Origin of the sequence: Rhizobium sp. PP-CC-3G-465, from assembly GCF_004343445.1 — a bacterium.
Taxonomy (GTDB): domain Bacteria; phylum Pseudomonadota; class Alphaproteobacteria; order Rhizobiales; family Rhizobiaceae; genus Ferranicluibacter; species Ferranicluibacter rubi.
Window position 1 is genome coordinate 705,977 of the sequence record NZ_SLYH01000001.1, and the last position, 18,601, is coordinate 724,577.

Sequence of the window (18,601 nt, forward strand, 5' to 3'; positions counted from 1 at the left end):
CAGGGGCTGGCGGATTTCTGTTTCTTCAATTTGCGCGTAGGATGGGCGATATCTAACCAACCCACAAAGGACAGATTCCCCATCGTCATGAGCGAGCAACTGACCGTATTCCCGGCTTTTTTTCGCGTTGCGCAGAAATGCGTGGCGGTGTTCGGCAATGGCGACGAGGCCTATGCCAAGGTTCGCCTGCTTATGAACACGCAGGCGCGGATCGTCGCTTATGCCGATGATGCGGAGCCGGATTATGCGCTGTTCCTGGCCGAGAAGGGCATCGAACGCATTGTCGCCGCCTTCGATGCGGGGCAGGTCGAGGGTGCCGTTCTGGTGTTTGCCGCAACCGGCGATGCCGCGCAGGACCGGCGGATCGTGGCGGCGGCGCGTGCCGCGCGCATTCCCGCCAATGCCGTGGACCAGCCGGACTATTGCGATTTCCTGACGCCCGCTCTGGTCAACCGCGCGCCCGTGGCCGTGGCGATCGGCACGGAGGGGGCGGGGCCTATCCTCGCGCAGATGATCCGCGCGCAGATCGATCAGTTGCTGCAGCCTTCGCTCGGCAGTCTTGCCGGCCTTGCACAATCCTACCGGATCGCGGCCGAAAAGCTTTTGCCGCGCGGTGCGCCGCGCCGCCAGTTCTGGAAGCGGTTCTTTACCGGCGGCGTGGCCGCGCATGTGGCTGCCAACGATGTTTCCGCCGCGCGCCGCGAGGCGACGCGCCTCTTGAAGGCGGGCAGCGTGGTCGAGGGTCGCGTCTATCTCGTCGGTGCCGGGCCGGGCGCGGTGGACCTGCTGACGCTGCGCGCCCAGCGGGTGATGATGGAAGCGGACGTGCTCGTCTACGACGCGCTGGTGCCGCAGGCGATCGTCGATATGGGGCGTCGCGATGCCGAACGGCTGTCCGTCGGCAAGCGCAAGGGCTGTCATTCGAAGTCGCAAGGCGAGATCAACCAGTTGCTGGTGCGTCTCGGCCGCGAGGGCAAGCGCGTCGTGCGGCTGAAGTCGGGCGACCCGCTGGTCTATGGCCGGGCGGGCGAGGAGATGGCGGCGCTGCGGGAAGCGGGCATCGGCTACGAAATCGTGCCGGGCATCACCTCCGCCTTTGCCGCTGCGGCCGATTTCGAACTGCCGCTGACGCTGCGCGGCGTGGCGTCGTCGCTGATCTTCACGACCGGCCACGACCTCGCGGGCGACGTGCTGCCCGACTGGGCGCGTCTGGCGGTCTCCGGCGCGACGATCTCCGTCTATATGGGGCGGACGGTGGCGGCCTCGGTCGCTGCACGGCTGATCGCTGCCGGGCTGCACCGCGACACGACCGTGGCCGTGGTGGAGAATGCCAGCCGGGCCGACCGGCGGCTGCTGCACGGGACGCTGAGCGAACTGCCCGGGCTGGAGGCGCGCGACGATCTCGACGGACCGGTGATGGTGATCATCGGCGACGCGGTGGCGGGTGCGAATTTCGAGCGGTCGGAGCCGCTGTCCCGGCGGGCCGGTCTTTCTCACGAGGCAGGTCTGGTTGCGGCGTCCCGCGCCGATCTCCCGGAAAACCAACATGACGTGCAACATGACGTGCAAGGAGCATGACGATGAGTGACAAGGTCCTGACGGCCAACCGACTGTCCGACGGCATTTCCGTCTGGCTGGATGCGGCCGGCAACTGGGGCGAGAGCCTGCAGGATGCCTTCATCGCGCGTCATGCCGAGGCCGTGAGCGCGCTGGAAGCGGCGGGCAAGACGGCGTTTGCCGACAACAAGGTCGTCGATGTCAACGTGATCGAGGTGGTGGAAGTGGATGGCGTGCTGCGGCCCTTGCGGCTGCGCGAGCGGATCCGCGCGGAGGGACCGACGATGGAATATGCGCCGGGCTACAAGGGCCTGCACCATGTGGCGGCGGTGTAACGCGGATAGAATCTTCCGCCGTCTTGCTTTTCCCGAGGCCGGGTCTGGTTTAAGGGAAAACACGCGCGGCGCACCGGATGTGCAGATGCTTCTCAAGGTCTTCTGCACGAGACGCCTGGCTTCCCGGACGTTGGGCTTTAAGGAAAAGACAAACGATGTATCGCTACGACGAATTCGATCATGCTTTCGTATCTGCCCGCGTCGAGCAGTTTCGCGACCAGGTGGAGCGTCGCCTGTCCGGCGAGCTTGCGGAAGACGCGTTCAAGCCGCTGCGGCTGATGAACGGCGTGTACCTGCAGCTGCACGCCTATATGCTGCGCGTCGCCATTCCCTATGGTACGCTGAACGGCCGGCAGATGCGGATGCTGGCGCATATCGCGCGGAAATACGATCGCGGTTACGGGCATTTCACCACGCGGCAGAACATCCAGTACAACTGGCCGGCGCTGTCCGACACGCCGAATATTCTGGCCGATCTCGCCAGCGTCGAGATGCACGCGATCCAGACCTCGGGCAATTGCATTCGCAACGTGACGGCCGACCATTTTGCGGGTGCCGCCGCCGACGAGGTCGCCGACCCCCGGCCTTACGCGGAAATCCTGCGGCAGTGGTCGTCGGTGCATCCGGAATTCTCGTTCCTGCCGCGCAAGTTCAAGATCGCCGTGACCGGGGCCGAGCGCGACCGCGCCGCAATCCAGGTCCACGATATCGGCCTGCACCTGAAGAAGGACGATGCGGGCCGCATCGGCTTTGCCGTCTATGTGGGCGGCGGGCAGGGGCGCACCCCCATGATCGCCAAGAAGATCCGCGACTTCCTGCCGGAAGAGGACCTGCTGTCCTACACCACCGCCATCATGCGGGTTTATAACCTGCACGGACGGCGCGACAACAAGTACAAGGCACGCATCAAGATCCTCGTGCACGAGACCGGCGCCGAGGTGCTGGCAGGGCAGGTGGAGCAGGAATTCCTGCAGCTGAAGAACACCGAGCTGAAGCTTCCCGACGCCGATATCGTGGCGATCTCCGCTTATTTCGCGCCGCCGGCGCTGGGTGAGCGTCCCGAGGGCTGGGCGAACCTTGCGAGCTGGAAGAAGGCCGATCCGGACTTCGCCCGCTGGGTGCACCAGAACGTGGCGCCGCACAAGAACCCCGATTACGGCATGGTGACGATCTCGCTGAAGCCGATCGGCGGTATTCCGGGCGACGCAACCGACGTGCAGATGGAGGCCGTGGCCGATATCGCCGAGGACTACGCCTTCGACGAGATCCGCATCAGCCACGAGCAGAACATCATCCTGCCGCATGTGGCGCTGGCCGATCTCGAGGCCGTCTATCGCGGGCTGGTGGCGACGGGGCTGGCGACCGCCAATGCCGGGCTGATCACCGACATCATTGCCTGTCCCGGGCTCGACTATTGCGCGCTGGCCAACGCCCGCTCCATTCCGGTGGCGCAGGAGATTTCCACACGCTTCGGCGATCCCGAGCGGCAGGCCGATATCGGCGAGCTTAAGATCAAGATCTCCGGCTGCATCAATGCCTGCGGCCACCACCATGTCGGCCATATCGGCCTGCTGGGCGTGGAGAAGAAGGGGGCCGAGCTCTACCAGATCACGCTCGGCGGCTCCGGCGACGAGACGACCTCGATCGGCGAAATCATCGGTCGCGGCTTCGAGCCGGAGAAGGTGACGGATGCGGTGGAGACCATCGTCGACACCTATCTCGGCCTGCGGCTGTCGAAGGAGGAGACCTTCCTCGCCGCCTATCGCCGTGTGGGCCCGCAGCCCTTCAAGGATGCGCTGTACGGCGCCAAGGAACAGGAAGCCGCCTGAGATGACGCAGATCTGGAAGACGACCGGGTTCGTGACCGACGACGCATGGGTTATCGAGACCGATGAGACGCAGGCGGGCTCCAACGAGCGCGCGATCCACGGGCTGACGACCTTCATCGAGAAGGCGGAAGCGGGGGAGACCGGGCTCGGCGTGCTGGTGAACCCGGCCGACGACGTGTCGCGGCTGCAGCCCTATCTCGACCATATCGCGCTCGTCGCCGTCGCTTTTCCCGCCTTCAACGACGGGCGGGCGTTTTCGCACGCTTCGCTCTTGCGGGTGCGGCTGAAGTTCGACGGCGAGATCCGCGCCATCGGCGACGTGCTGATCGACCAGGTGCCGCTGATGCTGCGCTGTGGCATCGACAGCTTTGCCGTGACCAATGCGACGGCGCTGAAGCGGCTGGGCGAAGGGCGCCTGCCCGGCATCGACGAGCATTACCAGCCGACGGCGCGGCCGTCTGGCGAGGCCGGCTCCTATAGCTGGCGGCGGGTTTCCTGATCCGGCCTGCTCTTCTGTCGCGCGGCAATGGACGCTCATGCGCTGCGGCAATCTCCGCTGCCGCGTGATTTTGAAATGGAATTGCTTTCCTTGGGCGCCGGTTTGGAATATTCCGCGCATGAAAACCTGAGAGGCGCAGTCAGCCTTTCGCTCGCTCCGTATCCGAGCTTCGGCTCGACGCACCCACGAGGATGAGACGCACAGATGAATGCTCCGGCCAAGACAGAGGATTTCGCCGCGACCGTACCGGCCGGCGTGTTTGCCGAGACCGTGACCAGCGTCACGCATTATACCGACCGGCTGTTCCGCTTCCGCATGACACGTCCTGCCGGCTTCCGCTTCCGCTCGGGCGAATTCGCCATGATCGGCCTGATGGTCGACGGCAAACCGGTCTATCGCGCCTATTCGATTGCCAGCCCCGCCTGGGACGAGGAACTTGAGTTCTTCTCGATCAAGGTGCCGGACGGGCCGCTGACCTCGCATCTCCAGGCCATCCAGCCCGGCGACCAGGTGCTGATGCGCAAGAAGCCGACGGGCACGCTGGTGCTGGACGCGCTGACGCCCGGCAAGCGGCTCTATATGTTCTCGACCGGCACCGGCATCGCGCCCTTTGCCAGCCTGATCCGCGAGCCGGAAACGTTCGAAAAGTTCGACGAGGTCATTCTGACCCACACCACCCGCGACGTGGCCGAGCTGAAATACGGCTTCGACCTGATCGAGGAAATCCGCAACCACGAGTTCCTGGCCGAAGTGGTGGGGGACAAGCTGCGCCACTACGCCACCGCAACCCGCGAGGACTATCCCTTCCGCGGCCGCATCACCGACCTTATCCGCAACGGCAAGCTCTTCACCGACCTCGGCGTCCCCGCCTTCGACCCTGAGATCGACCGCGGCATGATCTGCGGCTCGACCGAGATGCTGAAGGACACGAAGCTGCTGTTGGAAGAGGCTGGACTGAACGAGGGTTCGAACAACAAGCCGGGCGAGTTCGTGATCGAGCGGGCGTTCGTGGGGTGATGTTTTTGGGGTGAGGATGAGGGGGTTGGACAAGAAAGACCCTCTCTGGCCTGCCGGCCATCTCCCCCACAAGGGGCGAGAAGACTCGGGGCGGGCCGCTCGTTCCACGTCCAAGATCGTACCTGCAGAAGCCTTGCCAGACGCTCGATGCCCACGAAAGCACGAGCGGCCGCCGCATGTCTTCTCCCCCCTTGTGGGGGAGATGGCCGGCAGGCCAGAGAGGGTTTTTCTTTAGAGCCGCACCCGCAAAGGCCTGTAGCAGCCCCTCATCCGGCTGCCGCCACCTTCTCCCCGCGCGCGGGGCGAAGGGACTTGGGGCATGGCTTTCGCCACATATGAAAGCGCCGCGCTTGGTGCGTCCCCTCGCGCCGCAAGCGGGGTGAGGGGCGGTTCTGGGCAAGGCGTGCCTGTCAGACGATGAAGTCGCCGGCTTGCAGGGTCAGGCGGTCGTCGAAGTAGAGGGCGAGATCGGATTTTCCGTCGCCGTCGAGATCGCCGTAGACATAGGTCGTGGACTTGAGGGTCGCGAAGCGGAGTTCTCCGCCGGTCTTGGTAAAGGTGCTCGCGCCGATGAACGAGAAATGCTGCACGCCGTCCAAGAGAAGGTTGGCGTCGATGCCGGAGAGGTCGATGCGGTCGCCGCTGCTGGACGAGAAGTCGGTGATCGTGTCGCGCAGTTTGGTGGCGGTTTGCGACTCCGTCCAGCTGGCATAGACGAAGGTATCGGCGCCGGCGCCGCCGGTCAGGATGTCGCTGCCAGCCCCGCCGATCAACGTATCGTTTCCGTTGCCGCCGCTCAGCCTGTCATTGCCCTTGCTGCCGTCCAGGCGGTTGGCGGCATTGTCGCCGGTGAGGGTGTCGGCAAAGGCCGAGCCTATGATGTTCTCGATCGACTTGAACGTATCGCCTGCGGCAAAACCCTTGTTTCCCGAGGGCTTGAGCAGGCTCGCGGTAATGCCGGCGGTCGCATCGAGATAGGATGCCGTGTCGAGGCCGTTGCCGCCGTCGAGCGCATCGGCACCGGCACCGCCCATGAGGATGTCGTCGCCGTTGAGGCCGAACAGCGTGTCCTTGCCGCCATTGCCCGCGAGAAAATTGGCGACCTCGTTGCCGACGATGCGGTCGTTGCCGGAGCCGGCATTGACGTTCTCGATCAGCGAGGCGGTGTTGCCGTCGTGCAGCAGCGCGTTGAAGATATTGCCGCGCGCATGACCGCCATTCGGGCCGCCACCGAGATCGGCGAGCTGCGCCTTGTCGAACACGGAAAAGCCGCCGGCGCGCAGATCGATCGAGAGGTTGGTCTTGTACGCCGTCAGGTCGAACGTGTCCCTGCCGCCACCGTCCCAGAGGGTCGCGAAGATCTTGTTGGCGCCCGGTGAAATGGTGGTCTGGCCGTCGATGATGGTCGCGCCGGTCTTCGGCGTCCAGCGATAGACGGTATCGCCGGACATGACGCTGTAGTCGGCGCCATACATGGTCTGCAGGGCCGCGATATCGAGCGCCATGAAGGTCTGCGGCGCGTCATAGGCGCCATAGCTGTAGCCGTCTTCGACGGATGCGCCGATATAGGCCTTGTAGGTCATCACGGTAAACTCGACGCTGTCCATGCCTCGCGGCAGGGCGGCGTTCATTTCCGCCTCGTGCCCGTGCTTCAGGCCGAGCGCGTGTCCGAGTTCGTGGACGAGGGTGTGCCAGGCATAATTGCCCGCCTTCGGCTTCAGGTAATCGAAATCCGTGCCCGCATAGCCATCGCCGAACCAGATATCGCCCGAAACGGACGACGGGCCGGGGTAGAAGGCGAAAGCGGTCGGGTTGGCCGTGTCGGTGCCGGCGAAACGCAGGGTGGCGTCGGTCGGGCTGCCTCGGCGGAGATCGAGAAGCGTGAAGCCTTCGAGCGAGAAACCATCGTCGGCCGCGTTGCCGCTGGATTGCTCCATGACGAACAGGGCGGCAGCGACCTGCTGCGGAGAGACGGGAAAGAAGCTCCCGGAGAGATCGTCATAATCGTAGTCGGCCCGCGTTGCGGGAAAGGCGTAGGTCAGGGCCCCGCCGCTCCAGGCATTGTTCGACAGCACGCCGTCGATATTCGGATTGCCCGTCGCCGAGATCGTCGTGAACGGTGTCTTGCTGCCTGTCATATCCCCACCCCATCCGGAAAAGGTTCCGGCTCTTCCCGTCTTGGCCCCTGAAAGCGTCATACACTCTCAGGCTGTATGCCTAGCATAAGGATGTGGCGGATAAGCTCAAGCGGGTGACGGGCGCGCAGGATGAAAAATGCTGCGCGCCGTGGGGAGATCTAAGCGATTCATGCCGTTTCGGTTAACACGCGTTCACCGGAACAGCACCACCTCTTGCTTTCGCAGCATTCTCCGACGCCGAAGCGATGCCGCTTCGGCTGGAAATACCCTAGACTCCGTCAGGTTCATTCTGAACCAGCCAGACTCTCAATCCCTCTGTTGTCGTTTGTCTCTTCGGGATAACCGGATTCCCCTTATCCCTGACAAACTCTAGTGCAGGATCTGGCTGAGGAAGAGCTTGGTGCGCTCGTGCTGCGGGTTGTCGAAGAACTCGGCGGGTGCGTTCTGTTCGACGATCTGGCCCTGGTCCATGAAGATGACGCGGTTGGCGACCTGGCGGGCGAAGCCCATTTCGTGGGTGACGCAGAGCATGGTCATGCCTTCTTCGGCAAGGCTCACCATGGTGTCGAGGACTTCCTTGACCATTTCCGGATCGAGAGCCGAGGTCGGCTCGTCGAAGAGCAGGATCTTCGGCTTCATGCACAGCGCCCGGGCGATGGCGACGCGCTGCTGCTGGCCGCCGGAGAGCTGGCCCGGATATTTGTGGGCCTGCTCAGGGATCTTCACGCGCTGCAGATAGTGCATCGCAATTTCCTCGGCCTGCTTCTTCGGCATCTTGCGGACCCAGATGGGGGCGAGCGTGCAGTTTTCGAGAATCGTCAGGTGCGGGAAGAGGTTGAAGTGCTGAAACACCATGCCGACTTCGCGGCGGACCTCGTCGATCTTCTTCAGATCGTTGGTGAGCTCGATGCCATCGACGATGATGGTGCCCTTCTGGTGCTCTTCCAGCCGGTTGATGCAGCGGATCATCGTCGACTTGCCGGAGCCCGAGGGGCCGGCGATGACGATGCGCTCGCCGCGCATGACCTTCAGGTTGATATCCCGCAGCACGTGGAAATCCCCGTACCACTTGTTCATGCCGACGATCTCGATGGCGACATCGGTGGACGAAACAGTCAATTTCTGGGCGGCTTCAGCCATGATCAGTCCCTCGTGTTATCGTTTGTGGCCGGTATCGAGGCGACGCTCGACGAAGGCGGAATAGCGTGACATGCCGAAGCAGAAGATCCAGAAGACGAAGCCGGCAAAGATAAGGCCCGTCATGGGCGTCACCGGCGTGCTCCAGCCGCTGTCACCGAAGCTGGCCTTCACGATGCCGAGCAGATCATACATCGAAATGATGGTGACGAGCGAGGTATCCTTGAACAGGCCGATGAAGGTGTTGACGATGCCGGGAATGACCAGCTTGATCGCCTGCGGCAGGATGATGAAGGTCGTCTTGTGGAAGTAGTTGAGGCCTAGCGCGTCGGCTGCTTCGTACTGCCCTTTCGGAATAGCCTGCAGGCCGCCGCGGATGACTTCGGCCATGTAGGCGGCGGCGAAGATGGAGACGCCGACAAGCGCGCGCAGGAACTTGTCGAAGTTGGTGCCCGGCGGCAGGAACATCGGCAGCAGCACGCTCGCCATGAACAGGACGGTAATGAGCGGGACGCCGCGGATGAACTCGATGAAGACGACGCAGGCGGTCTTGACGATCGGCATTTCCGACCGGCGCCCGAGCGCCAGCACGATGCCGAGCGGCAGCGAGACGGCGATGCCGACGAAGGACAGGATAAGCGTGACCATCAGCCCGCCCCAGAGCGACGTCTCGACATAGGAGAGGCCGAACCGGCCGCCGAGCAGCAGCACATAGGCGATGATCGGCATGACGATGAGGAGCAGGATGGTGTTCAGCCCCTTGCGCGGCACCTTCGGCATCAGGAAGGGCACGAGAATGGCGATGGCGATGGCCAGCACCAGCAAAGGCCGCCAGAGCTGATCGCGCGGGTAGGAGCCGAACATGAACTGGATGAAGCGATCGTTCACATAGGCCCAGCAGGCACCGCTCCAGCCGTCCGGCTGGATGCCGCCCTGCGCCGCGGTGGTGCAGACCGTGCGATCGGCGCCGGTCCACACGGCCTGGATGAAGAGCCAGTTGAGGGCGCCGGGGAGGTAGTAGAGGACGGCGAAGATGCCGATCAGCGACAGGACGCTGTCGGTCGGCGTCGCGAACAGGTTCTTGCGCAGCCAGCCGACGACGGTCGAATCCGTCGAGGGCGGGGTTTCCGGCGCGATGAAATCATGGCGGACGAAGGCGATGTTCTGGGCCATATCAGCGCTCCACCAGTGCCATGCGGGCATTGAACCAGTTCATGAAGACGGACGTGATCAGGCTGATCGAGACGTAGATCAGCATCCAGATGGAGATGATCTCGATCGAGCGGCCCGACTGGTTGAGGATCGTGTTGCCGACGGCGACGAGATCGGCGAAGCCGACGGCGACGGCGAGTGACGAATTCTTGATGAGGTTGAGATACTGCGAGGTCAGCGGCGGGATGATGATCCGCATGGCCTGCGGCAGCACGACGAGGCGGGTGGCAAGGCCGGAGCGCAGGCCGAGGGCGTAGGAGGCCTCCGTCTGGCCGGTCGCGACGCCCCGGATGCCGGCGCGCACGATCTCGGCGATGAAGGAGGCAGTGTAGAAGGACAGTGCCAGGTAGAGCGACAGGAATTCCGGGCCGATGACCATGCCGCCGCTCATGTTGAACGAGCCGGGCACGGGATAATCGAGCGTCATCGGGCTGCCGAGCACGAGGAAGACGACGAGGGGCAAGGCGACGATCAGCCCGAGATTGACGGCGAGGACCGGCGGACGCTTGCCGGTCTTCAGCTGGTGGGCGGTGGCCCATTTGGTGAAGGCGATGGCCGCGATGATGCCGAGAACGAAGGCGGCGGCGACATAGACGAAGCTTTCGCCGGGAACGGGGGACGGGAAGTAGATGCCGCGATTGCTGACGAAGAAGAAGGCGCCGGGATTGTCCTTCACATGCTGGAAGATGGTGCGGACGTTCGGCAGGAGCGCGAGGACGCCGAGATACCAGAAGAAGATGACGAGCAGCGGCGGGATATTGCGGAAGACTTCGACGTAGATCGTGCAGAGCTTGGCGATCAGCCAGTTCTTCGACAGGCGGCCGATGCCGATCAGCAGGCCGACGATGGTCGCCGTGATGATGCCCCAGAAGGCGATGAGCAAGGTATTGAGCAGGCCGACGAGAAGCGCGCTGAAATAGGTGGAATCGGGTGAATAGGCGATCAGCTGCTGGCCGATGTCGAAGCCGGCGCGGCTGTTGAGGAAGCCGAAGCCGCTGGACATGCCGGAGCGTGCGAGGTTGGCGACGACGTTGGTCGCGGCGTAATAGATGGCGCCGAAGACGACGACCACGGTCACGATCTGGAAGAGAATGCTTCGGAAAGCCGGATTATAGAGAAGCGACATCGTCGGTCGATGCGCGCCGCCCCCGGTGCGGACGTCGTTTGCAGCCATTCACTTGTCCCCTGTCGGTCACCCTTTTTTCCGGGTGTTCAAGACGTTCTGAAGAAGGGGCGGGCCATGCCACAACGGGACCGAGCCCGCCCCCTCGATATCAGCAGCCGATCAGCGGATCGGCGGTGCGTACTGCAGGCCGCCCTTGTTCCACAGCGCGTTCAGGCCACGCTCGATCTTGAGCGGGGAGCCTTGGCCGACATTGCGTTCGAACAGTTCGCCGTAATTGCCGACGGCCTTGATGACCTGGACGGCCCAGTCCTTGGGCAGGCCGAGATCGGCGCCGAGCGTGCTGTTGGCTTCTTCACCGAGGAAACGCTTGATGTCGGGATTTTCCGACTTCTTCATCTCTTCGACGTTGGCCTGGGTGATACCGAACTCTTCCGCCGTGATGGTGGCGTAATGCGTGAAGGACACGACGTCGAACCACTTCGAGTCATTCTGGCGAACGGCGGGTCCGAGCGGCTCCTTGGAGATGATTTCCGGCAGGACGACGTGATCGGCCGGGTTCGCCATCTTCAGGCGGATCGAATAGAGGCCCGACTGGTCGGTGGTGTAGACGTCGCAACGGCCGGCATTGTAGGCGGCGTCGGCTTCGTCCTGCGCTTCGAACACGACGGGCTTGAATTCCATCTTGTTGGCGCGGAAGTAGTCGGCGAGGTTGAGCTCGGTGGTGGTGCCCGACTGGACGCAGACGGAGGCGCCGTTCAGCTCCAGAGCCGACTTCACCCCGAGTTCCTTCTTCACCATGAAGCCCTGGCCGTCATAATAGTTGACGGCGCGGAAGTCGAAGCCGAGCTGGCTGTCGCGGCTGGCGCTCCAGGTCGTGTTGCGGGCGAGCATGTCGATTTCGCCCGACTGCAGGGCCGGGAAGCGGTCCTTGGCGGAGAGGGGGGTGAACTTGACCTTGGTCGCATCGCCGAAAACGGCAGCGGCAACGCCCTTGCAGAGGTCGGCGTCGAGGCCGGTCCAGTTGCCGGAAGAGTCCTGGGCACCGAAGCCCGCGAGGTTGGAACCGTTCACGCCGCACTGCACGAAGCCCTTGGCCTTCACGTCATCGAGCGTGCCGGCGGAAGCTGCATGGGCACCGAAACCCAGGACAGCGGCGCCGATCACGATCGGGAGAATTCTTGTTGCCATTCTTGAGACCCTTTTTTAAGTTTTCTGTCGCCCTCATCCCGGATGCCTTGACGGCTTGCCGGAAGAAACGCCCCCGCCACCCTCCTGGCGCGAGTGGGGTCTATCTCATTCGTAAATGTCGGACGGGTCAAGTCACGTTGCCGAAATTCTAGGCCGTTTCAACATTATCGGAAGGTCTGCTCATTTTATCCGCTTATCCTGCTGGTGAGTGCAAAGTGCTGGCGAAAAATGAGGCAGCGTTAGGCGCGGGCTTCGCTGGATCTGACGATCCGGGCTTGACCTTTGACGCGAAGCGGACCGACAAGAAGCTCGAAAGACCCCTGAGGACGACGCGCTGCCGTGGGCAGGACGGCGCCCGGGGGCATGCGTTGCTGCTTTGAGGACAAGGACCTAGACATGAGCGACAAGAGGGATTTTCTGGCGACGGCGGGTGTGAACACGCGGCTTGCGCATACGGGCAACGTGCCGTCCGACTATCACGGTTTCGTCAACCCGCCGATCGTGCGGGCCTCCACGGTGCTGTTTCCCGATGCGCGGACGATGGACACGCGGGCGCAGAAGTACACCTATGGCACGCGCGGTACGCCCACCACGGATGCGCTCTGCGAGGCGATCGACGCGCTGGAGGGGTCGGCGGGCACGATTCTCGTGCCAAGCGGGCTTGCGGCCGTCACCGTGCCGTTTCTCGCCTTCCTCTCCTCCGGCGATCACGCGCTGATCGTCGACAGCGTCTATTTCCCGACGCGGAATTTCTGCAACACGATGCTGACGCGGATGGGCGTGACGGTCGAATATTACGATCCCGCCATCGGCGCCGGCATCGAGGCGCTGATCCGGCCGAACACCCGGCTGGTGCATACCGAAGCGCCGGGCTCCAACACGTTCGAGATGCAGGACATCTCGGCAATCTCGGGCGTGGCGCACAGGCATGGCTGCGTCGTGACCATGGACAATACCTGGGCGACGCCGCTCTATTTCAAGCCGCTCGATCATGGCGTCGATATCTCGATCCATGCGGCGACGAAGTATCCTAGCGGGCATTCCGACATTCTGATGGGCACGGTTTCGGCCAATGCCAAGCACTGGGAACAGCTGCACGAGGCGACGATCACGCTCGGCATCTGCGGCTCGCCGGATGACAGCTATCAGATCCTGCGCGGCCTGCGGACCATGGGCGTGCGGCTGGAGCGGCATCAGGAAAGCGCGCTCAATCTCGCCCGCTGGCTGGAAGAGCACGAGGACGTGGAGCGGGTGCTGCATCCGGCGCTGCCGCGTTTTCCGGGCCACGACATCTGGAAGCGGGATTTCACGGGCGCGAGCGGGATCTTCTCCTTCGTGCTCAAGGTCTCCGAGCAGGCGCAGGTAAAGGCGCGGGCGCATGCGTTTCTCGATGCGCTCTCGATCTTCGGGCTCGGCTATTCCTGGGGCGGGTATGAGAGCCTCGCGCTCGTCGTCGGGCTGTCGGACCGGACGATCTGCAAGCAGCCGGCGGAGGGGCCGGTCATCCGGCTGCAAATCGGGCTCGAGGACGTGCCGGATCTGCGGCGGGATCTGGAAGCCGGGTTTGCGGCAGCGGCGGCGGTCAGCGCTTAAGGCGTCTTCTGGCCGGGGAGGCGATGGCCGTAGAGCCAGTCGAAATCCTCGGCCAGTCTTTCCGGCGTGCGCAACGACAGGACAAGGTTTCGGCCGAGACGGACGGGGCCGGAGGCGTGGTAGGCAAAGCGGTTGAAGGCGCCGCGGGCGCGCACGCGGGCGACGCGCGCCTTGCGGGTCTGGACGAAGGCGTCGAGACACGCGGTGAGGTCGCCGTGTTTTCCGATCGCGTCTGCAAGTTCGAAGGCATCCTCGATGGCCATGGCGGCGCCCTGGGCGGCAAACGGCATCATGGCGTGGGCGGCATCGCCGATGAGGATGCGCGTGCCGTCGTGCCATGCACCGTCCTCGACCTCGATCAAGGGCCAGGAACCGAGCGTTCCGGCCCTGGAGAGTGCCGACCGGATGTCGGGGTGCCAGCCCGAAAGAAGCTGCGCAATGGCCGCCCGGAAAGCCTCTTCGCTCGTGTCCGCCTGCGTCATCCCGCTGCCGATGGCCACAAGATTGACACCGCCGGACGCGCCGATCGGATAGGCGACGAGATGGGCGCGGCGGCCGAGATAGGCCGTGACGACGGTGGGATCGAAGGGCGACACCGCGGCGTGGCGGGGCAGGGTGAGCCGCCAGGCGATGTTGCCGGAAAGGCGGGCCTTTCCGTGGCCTGCAACGGCGAGGCGGACTTTGGAGCCGATGCCGTCGGCACCGACGATGAGGCCCGGCAGGCGCCGCGTGATGGCCGAGAGCGACGCTGGCGTTGCATCGCAAATGGCCGTGTCCAGATGCAGGCGGCAGAGCGGGTGGGCGCGCACGGCATCTGCCAGCGCGCCCTGGAGCGCGGAGCGCGCAATGACGGCGTAGGGCGCGTGCCAGCGGGTGCGGGCGAAGGCGCCGGCCGGAACCTTCGCGATCGTCCGGAGACTGCGGCCATCGACGAGGCGGATCTCCGATGGCTCCACCCAATGGGGCTGCAGCCTTGCGGTCAGGCCGAGAGCATCGAGAATGCGCGTCGCGTTCGGCGATAGCTGCAAGCCGGCGCCGACCTCATCGAGGTTTGCCGCCCGCTCGACGATATCGACCTCGAAGCCCTTGGCTGCGAGTGACAGGGCTGCGGTGAGGCCGGCTATGCCGGCTCCGACCACGGTGATGGGTGCGCGTGTGCCAGGCAAACGCTTTTGCGGCAGGTCCGTGATGGTGCGGCAAGGGCCGGATCCGGGCGGCGGATTCGTCACGGTGCGAGGCCGTCAGGCCGCCTTGGTCTGGAACAGGCAACCGGTCGGGCGGGTCTCATCCATCTTCAGCGCGCCGTTGAAGCGGAAGAGGGTCGAGCAGTAGGAACAGACCTTCTCGTTGTCGTCGCCCATGTCGAGATAGATGTGCGGATGATCGTAGGGCACGGAGGCGCCGGTGCACATGAATTCCTTGACGCCGACCTCGATCACCGCGTGACCGCCATCGTTCTGGAAATGAGGAATACCGTGCCCGGCCATGTCGTTCTCCACTGTCTCGTCTGTCTGTCGCGCCGCCGCGGGGGAGGGTCAGGCGCTTTCGGCGCGGACATTAGGCCGGTTCGGCGCAAAAAGGTAGACGATTGCCGGCACTCGCCCGCGTTTTTTGCAGGGCACGGGGTTTTTCCGCAAGGCACTCGGCTTTAAAGGGAACTGTTAAGACAATATCACAGGACCCGCCGAGATGGATCTGTCACCGCCACCCTTTTCGAGCTTCCGCCATGAGGGGCTCGATATCGCTTTCTTCGATGCGGGAGATCCGGCCGGCGCGCCGGTGCTGCTGATCCATGGCTTCGCCTCGTCGGCGAGCGTCAACTGGGTGTTTCCCGGCTGGCTGAAGACATTGGGCGATGCCGGCTACCGGGTGATCGCGCTCGACAATCGCGGTCACGGGGCCAGCAGCAAGCCAACCGACCCCGCCCTCTACCATCCCGATGCCATGGCGGGCGATGCGGTCGCTCTGTTGACGCATCTCGGGCTCGGCTTCGCGCATGTGATGGGCTATTCGATGGGTGCGCGGGTGTCGGCGTTTCTGGCGCTGTCCCATCCCGACCGGGTGCGCACGCTGGTGCTGGGCGGCCTCGGGATCGGCATGGTGACGGGGGTGGGCGACTGGGACCCGATCGCCGACGCGCTGCTGGCGCCGTCGCTCGACGACGTCAGCCATGAGCGCGGGCGGATGTTCCGCATGTTCGCCGACCAGACGAAGAGCGACAGGCAAGCCCTTGCTGCCTGCATCGCCACCTCGCGCGAGCTGCTGACCGAAGCCGAGATGGGCCGGATCGACGTGCCGACGCTGATCGGCGTGGGGACGAAGGACGACATTGCAGGCTCGGGCCAGGCGCTGGCCGATCTGATGCCGCGGGCGGTCGCGATCGACATTCCCAACCGCGACCACATGCTGGCCGTCGGCGACCGGGTGTTCAAGGCGGCGGTTCTGGCGTTTCTTGGCGAGCACGAGACCGAGAACCAAGAAGGCTGAGGCCCCCCATTTAAACTTGGGCGAAACTGCCCTATTGTCATGAAAACCCGATCCGCAGACGTGCGGCCGCGAAGGAGTGCGACATGGTCGCCAGGACCGACATGATCATGGACATGCGTTCGAACGAGACCGTCAAGACGATGGACCCGATCTGGGACAGCATGAAGGACGAGGCGCTGCATGCGTCGGCGCATGAGCCGATGCTGTCGGCCTTCCTTTATTCCACGATCATCAACCAGCGTTCGCTGGAAGACAGCGTCATCCACCGGATCGCGCAGCGCCTCGACCATGCCGATCTCGATGCGAGCCTTGTGCGTCAGGCCTTTCTGGAGATGGCCGAGGACTGGCCGGAATGGGCCGGTATCCTGCGCGTCGATATCCAGGCCGTCTACGACCGCGATCCCGCCTGCACCCGCTTCATGGAAGTGATCCTCTATTTCAAGGGTTTCCACGCGATCCAGACCCATCGGCTGGCCCATTGGTTGCTGCTGCGCGGACGGCGCGATCTGGCGCTCTACCTGCAAAGCCGTTCGTCCTCGGTGTTCCAGACCGACATCAATCCCGGCGCGCGGATCGGCAAGGGGATCTTCCTCGACCATGCCACGGGCCTCGTCGTCGGCGAAACCGCCGTGATCGGCGACAATGTCTCGATCCTGCACGGGGTGACGCTGGGCGGCACCGGCAAGGAGGGCAGCGACCGGCATCCGAAGATCGGCAACGGCGTGCTGATCGGCGCGGGCGCCAAGATCCTCGGCAACATCCATGTCGGCCAGTGTTCGCGTGTGGCTGCGGGTTCCGTCGTGCTGAAGCCGGTTCCACCGAAGGTGACCGTTGCCGGCGTGCCGGCGCGGGTGGTGGGCGAGGCCGGCTGCTCGGAGCCGTCGCGCTCGATGGATCAGGTACTGCAAAGCTTCGAGATCTGAGGCCTGACGCTTTTTTTTGGGAACCTGCGCTCCCTGCACAGCTTGTGTGTAGCGGCTGCCATCGCCGTTGATGCAGGGTTTACACCCCTTGCGGCTTTATGAGAGAAGCGCCGCACTTTAAAACTGCTAGGAGACACGACTTGAAGCCTGAAGACATCAAAAAACTCGAAGCCTACTTCAAGCGCATTTTCAACCCGCAGATCGTCGTCAAGGCCCGTCCCAAGAAGGACGAGTCGGCCGAGGTCTATCTCGGAGACGAGTTTCTCGGCGTGGTGTTTCGCGACGAGGAAGACGGAGAACTGTCCTTCAGCTTCTCCATGGCGATCCTCGACATCGATCTCTGAGGTTCTCGCCTCAACCGTTGGATCAGAATAACATTTCAGCCCGGCCGGCCACTGCCCGCCGGGCTTTTTCGTGTTTCCACGACGAGGCTTTGTGAATTACGAAATGGTGCGCTGCGGTGCTGAAACTTGACTTTATTGTGCACTGCACCTAAACTTCTGGGATCAAAGACATCAGGAGGAATGCGCATGTTCAACTTCTCGAATGCCGGTTTTGCCGGAAAAGACGCCATGGAAACCATGACCAACAGCTATGCTGCCATGACCAGGGGCTTTCAGGCGATTGCCATGGAAGCGGCGGAGTATTCCAAGAAAAGCTTCGAGGACAGCGTGGCGCATATGCAGAAGCTGACCGGCGTGCGCAGCATCGAAGCGGCCGTCGAACTGCAGACATCCTTCCTGACGTCGTCCTATGAGGGCTATGTCTCCGAAGCCACCAAGCTCGGCGGCATGTATACGGACCTCGCCAAGGACAGCTACAAGCCCTACGAAGCACCGATGGCGCAGGCCGCGAATGCCATGCAGACGGCAACGAAGGCCGCTGCTTCGGCCGCAAAGTCCGCCGCCGCCTGATCGGCGCCATACAGGGCTCGTGCCCTTCGAAATGACGAAAGCCGGCTGCGGGGTGCCGCGGCCGGCTTTTTTGTGTCTGGATCATCCCCATATGTGTCTGGACCCTGCTTTTGCGGCTCCGCTTTCCGGGCGAAGACGACAAAAGACATCAAACTTGAGGGCGCGGTTCGAATATCGTTGCAGTGGAATGGAACGGGCTTAAAATCGCTGCGAGACACACTATCTGATGTGTCATGGAATGGTCGCAATGGGCTCCCAAGCTTTGCGACCCCACGAGGGAATGAAGACGAATGATCGCTCTGCCGATCCGGATGGCCAAGAGTGGCGATGGGAATGGTGATTCCAATCGTGGTACCTCGGTCATGTCTAGGACGAAGACACAGACCAAGAAGCCGAGCCTGTACCGCGTGCTGCTTCTGAACGACGACTACACGCCGATGGAGTTCGTGATCCACGTGCTGGAGCGTTTCTTCCAGAAGGATACCGAGGCGGCGACACTGATCATGCTGAGTGTCCACAATCACGGCGTCGGGGAATGCGGCGTCTTTACCTACGAAGTCGCCGAAACCAAAGTGACGCAGGTGATGGATTTCGCCCGCCAGCATCAGCACCCGCTGCAATGCGTCATGGAAAAGAAATGAGGATC

The 18,601-nt window shown here is 63.5% G+C and carries 18 protein-coding genes; 11 read left to right on the forward strand and 7 right to left on the reverse strand.

What is annotated here, in order from left to right; genetic code table 11:
• The first annotated feature begins 87 nt into the window (after nucleotides 1-87).
• From cysG to C8J33_RS03230, 5 genes are all read left to right on the forward strand, one after another.
• The gene (cysG, locus tag C8J33_RS03210; RefSeq protein WP_132663121.1) at nucleotides 88-1,578 is read left to right on the forward strand and encodes a siroheme synthase CysG; all 1,491 of its coding nucleotides are present in this window, start codon (nucleotides 88-90) and stop codon (nucleotides 1,576-1,578) included.
• Between the two features lie 2 nt (nucleotides 1,579-1,580).
• Nucleotides 1,581-1,892, forward strand: a complete 312-nt coding sequence (locus C8J33_RS03215; protein WP_110728026.1) for a DUF2849 domain-containing protein — start codon at nucleotides 1,581-1,583, stop codon at nucleotides 1,890-1,892.
• Nucleotides 1,893-2,047: 155 nt separating this feature from the next.
• Nucleotides 2,048-3,721, forward strand: a complete 1,674-nt coding sequence (locus C8J33_RS03220; protein WP_132663122.1) for a nitrite/sulfite reductase — start codon at nucleotides 2,048-2,050, stop codon at nucleotides 3,719-3,721.
• 1 nt (nucleotide 3,722) lies between these two features.
• Nucleotides 3,723-4,220: a DUF934 domain-containing protein gene (locus C8J33_RS03225; RefSeq protein ID WP_132447407.1), complete on the forward strand. Its 498-nt coding sequence runs from the start codon at nucleotides 3,723-3,725 to the stop codon at nucleotides 4,218-4,220.
• Nucleotides 4,221-4,424: 204 nt separating this feature from the next.
• On the forward strand, nucleotides 4,425-5,237 hold the full coding sequence (locus tag C8J33_RS03230) for a ferredoxin--NADP reductase (protein ID WP_132663123.1): 813 nt from the start codon (nucleotides 4,425-4,427) through the stop codon (nucleotides 5,235-5,237).
• Between the two features lie 410 nt (nucleotides 5,238-5,647).
• On the opposite strand, the gene C8J33_RS03240 is transcribed toward C8J33_RS03230, so the two are convergent.
• The 5 genes from C8J33_RS03240 to C8J33_RS03260 all read right to left on the reverse strand — a co-directional run bounded on the left by C8J33_RS03240 (nucleotide 5,648) and on the right by C8J33_RS03260 (nucleotide 12,038).
• A complete protein-coding gene (locus tag C8J33_RS03240) occupies nucleotides 5,648-7,375 on the reverse strand; it encodes a M10 family metallopeptidase C-terminal domain-containing protein (RefSeq protein ID WP_165929719.1) in 1,728 nt (575 codons plus the stop codon).
• A 369-nt stretch (nucleotides 7,376-7,744) separates the two neighbouring features.
• The gene (locus tag C8J33_RS03245; RefSeq protein ID WP_110728021.1) at nucleotides 7,745-8,515 is read right to left on the reverse strand and encodes an amino acid ABC transporter ATP-binding protein; all 771 of its coding nucleotides are present in this window, start codon (nucleotides 8,513-8,515) and stop codon (nucleotides 7,745-7,747) included.
• 15 nt (nucleotides 8,516-8,530) lie between these two features.
• Complete coding sequence (locus C8J33_RS03250) at nucleotides 8,531-9,685, reverse strand: amino acid ABC transporter permease (protein WP_132447404.1); 1,155 nt, start codon at nucleotides 9,683-9,685, stop codon at nucleotides 8,531-8,533.
• 1 nt (nucleotide 9,686) lies between these two features.
• Nucleotides 9,687-10,898 carry an amino acid ABC transporter permease gene (locus C8J33_RS03255; RefSeq protein ID WP_132663126.1) on the reverse strand — a complete coding sequence of 404 codons (1,212 nt, stop codon included), beginning with the start codon at nucleotides 10,896-10,898 and terminating at the stop codon, nucleotides 9,687-9,689.
• Between the two features lie 111 nt (nucleotides 10,899-11,009).
• Nucleotides 11,010-12,038, reverse strand: a complete 1,029-nt coding sequence (locus tag C8J33_RS03260; RefSeq protein ID WP_092934066.1) for an amino acid ABC transporter substrate-binding protein — start codon at nucleotides 12,036-12,038, stop codon at nucleotides 11,010-11,012.
• A 396-nt stretch (nucleotides 12,039-12,434) separates the two neighbouring features.
• Here C8J33_RS03260 and C8J33_RS03265 point away from each other — a divergent pair, with 396 nt between their 5' ends.
• Nucleotides 12,435-13,631, forward strand: coding sequence for a cystathionine beta-lyase (locus tag C8J33_RS03265; RefSeq protein WP_132663127.1), 1,197 nt, complete (start codon nucleotides 12,435-12,437; stop codon nucleotides 13,629-13,631).
• Here C8J33_RS03265 and C8J33_RS03270 read toward each other — a convergent pair.
• Nucleotides 13,628-14,797: an FAD-dependent monooxygenase gene (locus tag C8J33_RS03270; protein ID WP_132663128.1), complete on the reverse strand. Its 1,170-nt coding sequence runs from the start codon at nucleotides 14,795-14,797 to the stop codon at nucleotides 13,628-13,630. The genes C8J33_RS03265 and C8J33_RS03270 overlap by 4 nt on opposite strands.
• A gap of 75 nt (nucleotides 14,798-14,872) precedes the next feature.
• Nucleotides 14,873-15,118, reverse strand: coding sequence for a zinc-finger domain-containing protein (locus C8J33_RS03275; protein WP_062473826.1), 246 nt, complete (start codon nucleotides 15,116-15,118; stop codon nucleotides 14,873-14,875).
• A gap of 202 nt (nucleotides 15,119-15,320) precedes the next feature.
• Here C8J33_RS03275 and C8J33_RS03280 point away from each other — a divergent pair, with 202 nt between their 5' ends.
• From C8J33_RS03280 to clpS, 5 genes are all read left to right on the forward strand, one after another.
• A complete protein-coding gene (locus tag C8J33_RS03280) occupies nucleotides 15,321-16,118 on the forward strand; it encodes an alpha/beta fold hydrolase (RefSeq protein WP_132663129.1) in 798 nt (265 codons plus the stop codon).
• Nucleotides 16,119-16,201: 83 nt separating this feature from the next.
• Nucleotides 16,202-17,041, forward strand: a complete 840-nt coding sequence (gene cysE, locus C8J33_RS03285; RefSeq protein WP_110799040.1) for a serine O-acetyltransferase — start codon at nucleotides 16,202-16,204, stop codon at nucleotides 17,039-17,041.
• A gap of 140 nt (nucleotides 17,042-17,181) precedes the next feature.
• Nucleotides 17,182-17,385, forward strand: coding sequence for a DUF3126 family protein (locus C8J33_RS03290; RefSeq protein WP_062473820.1), 204 nt, complete (start codon nucleotides 17,182-17,184; stop codon nucleotides 17,383-17,385).
• Between the two features lie 186 nt (nucleotides 17,386-17,571).
• Nucleotides 17,572-17,955, forward strand: a complete 384-nt coding sequence (locus C8J33_RS03295) for a phasin family protein (protein WP_132663130.1) — start codon at nucleotides 17,572-17,574, stop codon at nucleotides 17,953-17,955.
• 290 nt (nucleotides 17,956-18,245) lie between these two features.
• On the forward strand, nucleotides 18,246-18,596 hold the full coding sequence (clpS, locus tag C8J33_RS03300) for an ATP-dependent Clp protease adapter ClpS (protein ID WP_110799038.1): 351 nt from the start codon (nucleotides 18,246-18,248) through the stop codon (nucleotides 18,594-18,596).
• Nucleotides 18,597-18,601 lie beyond the last annotated feature (5 nt).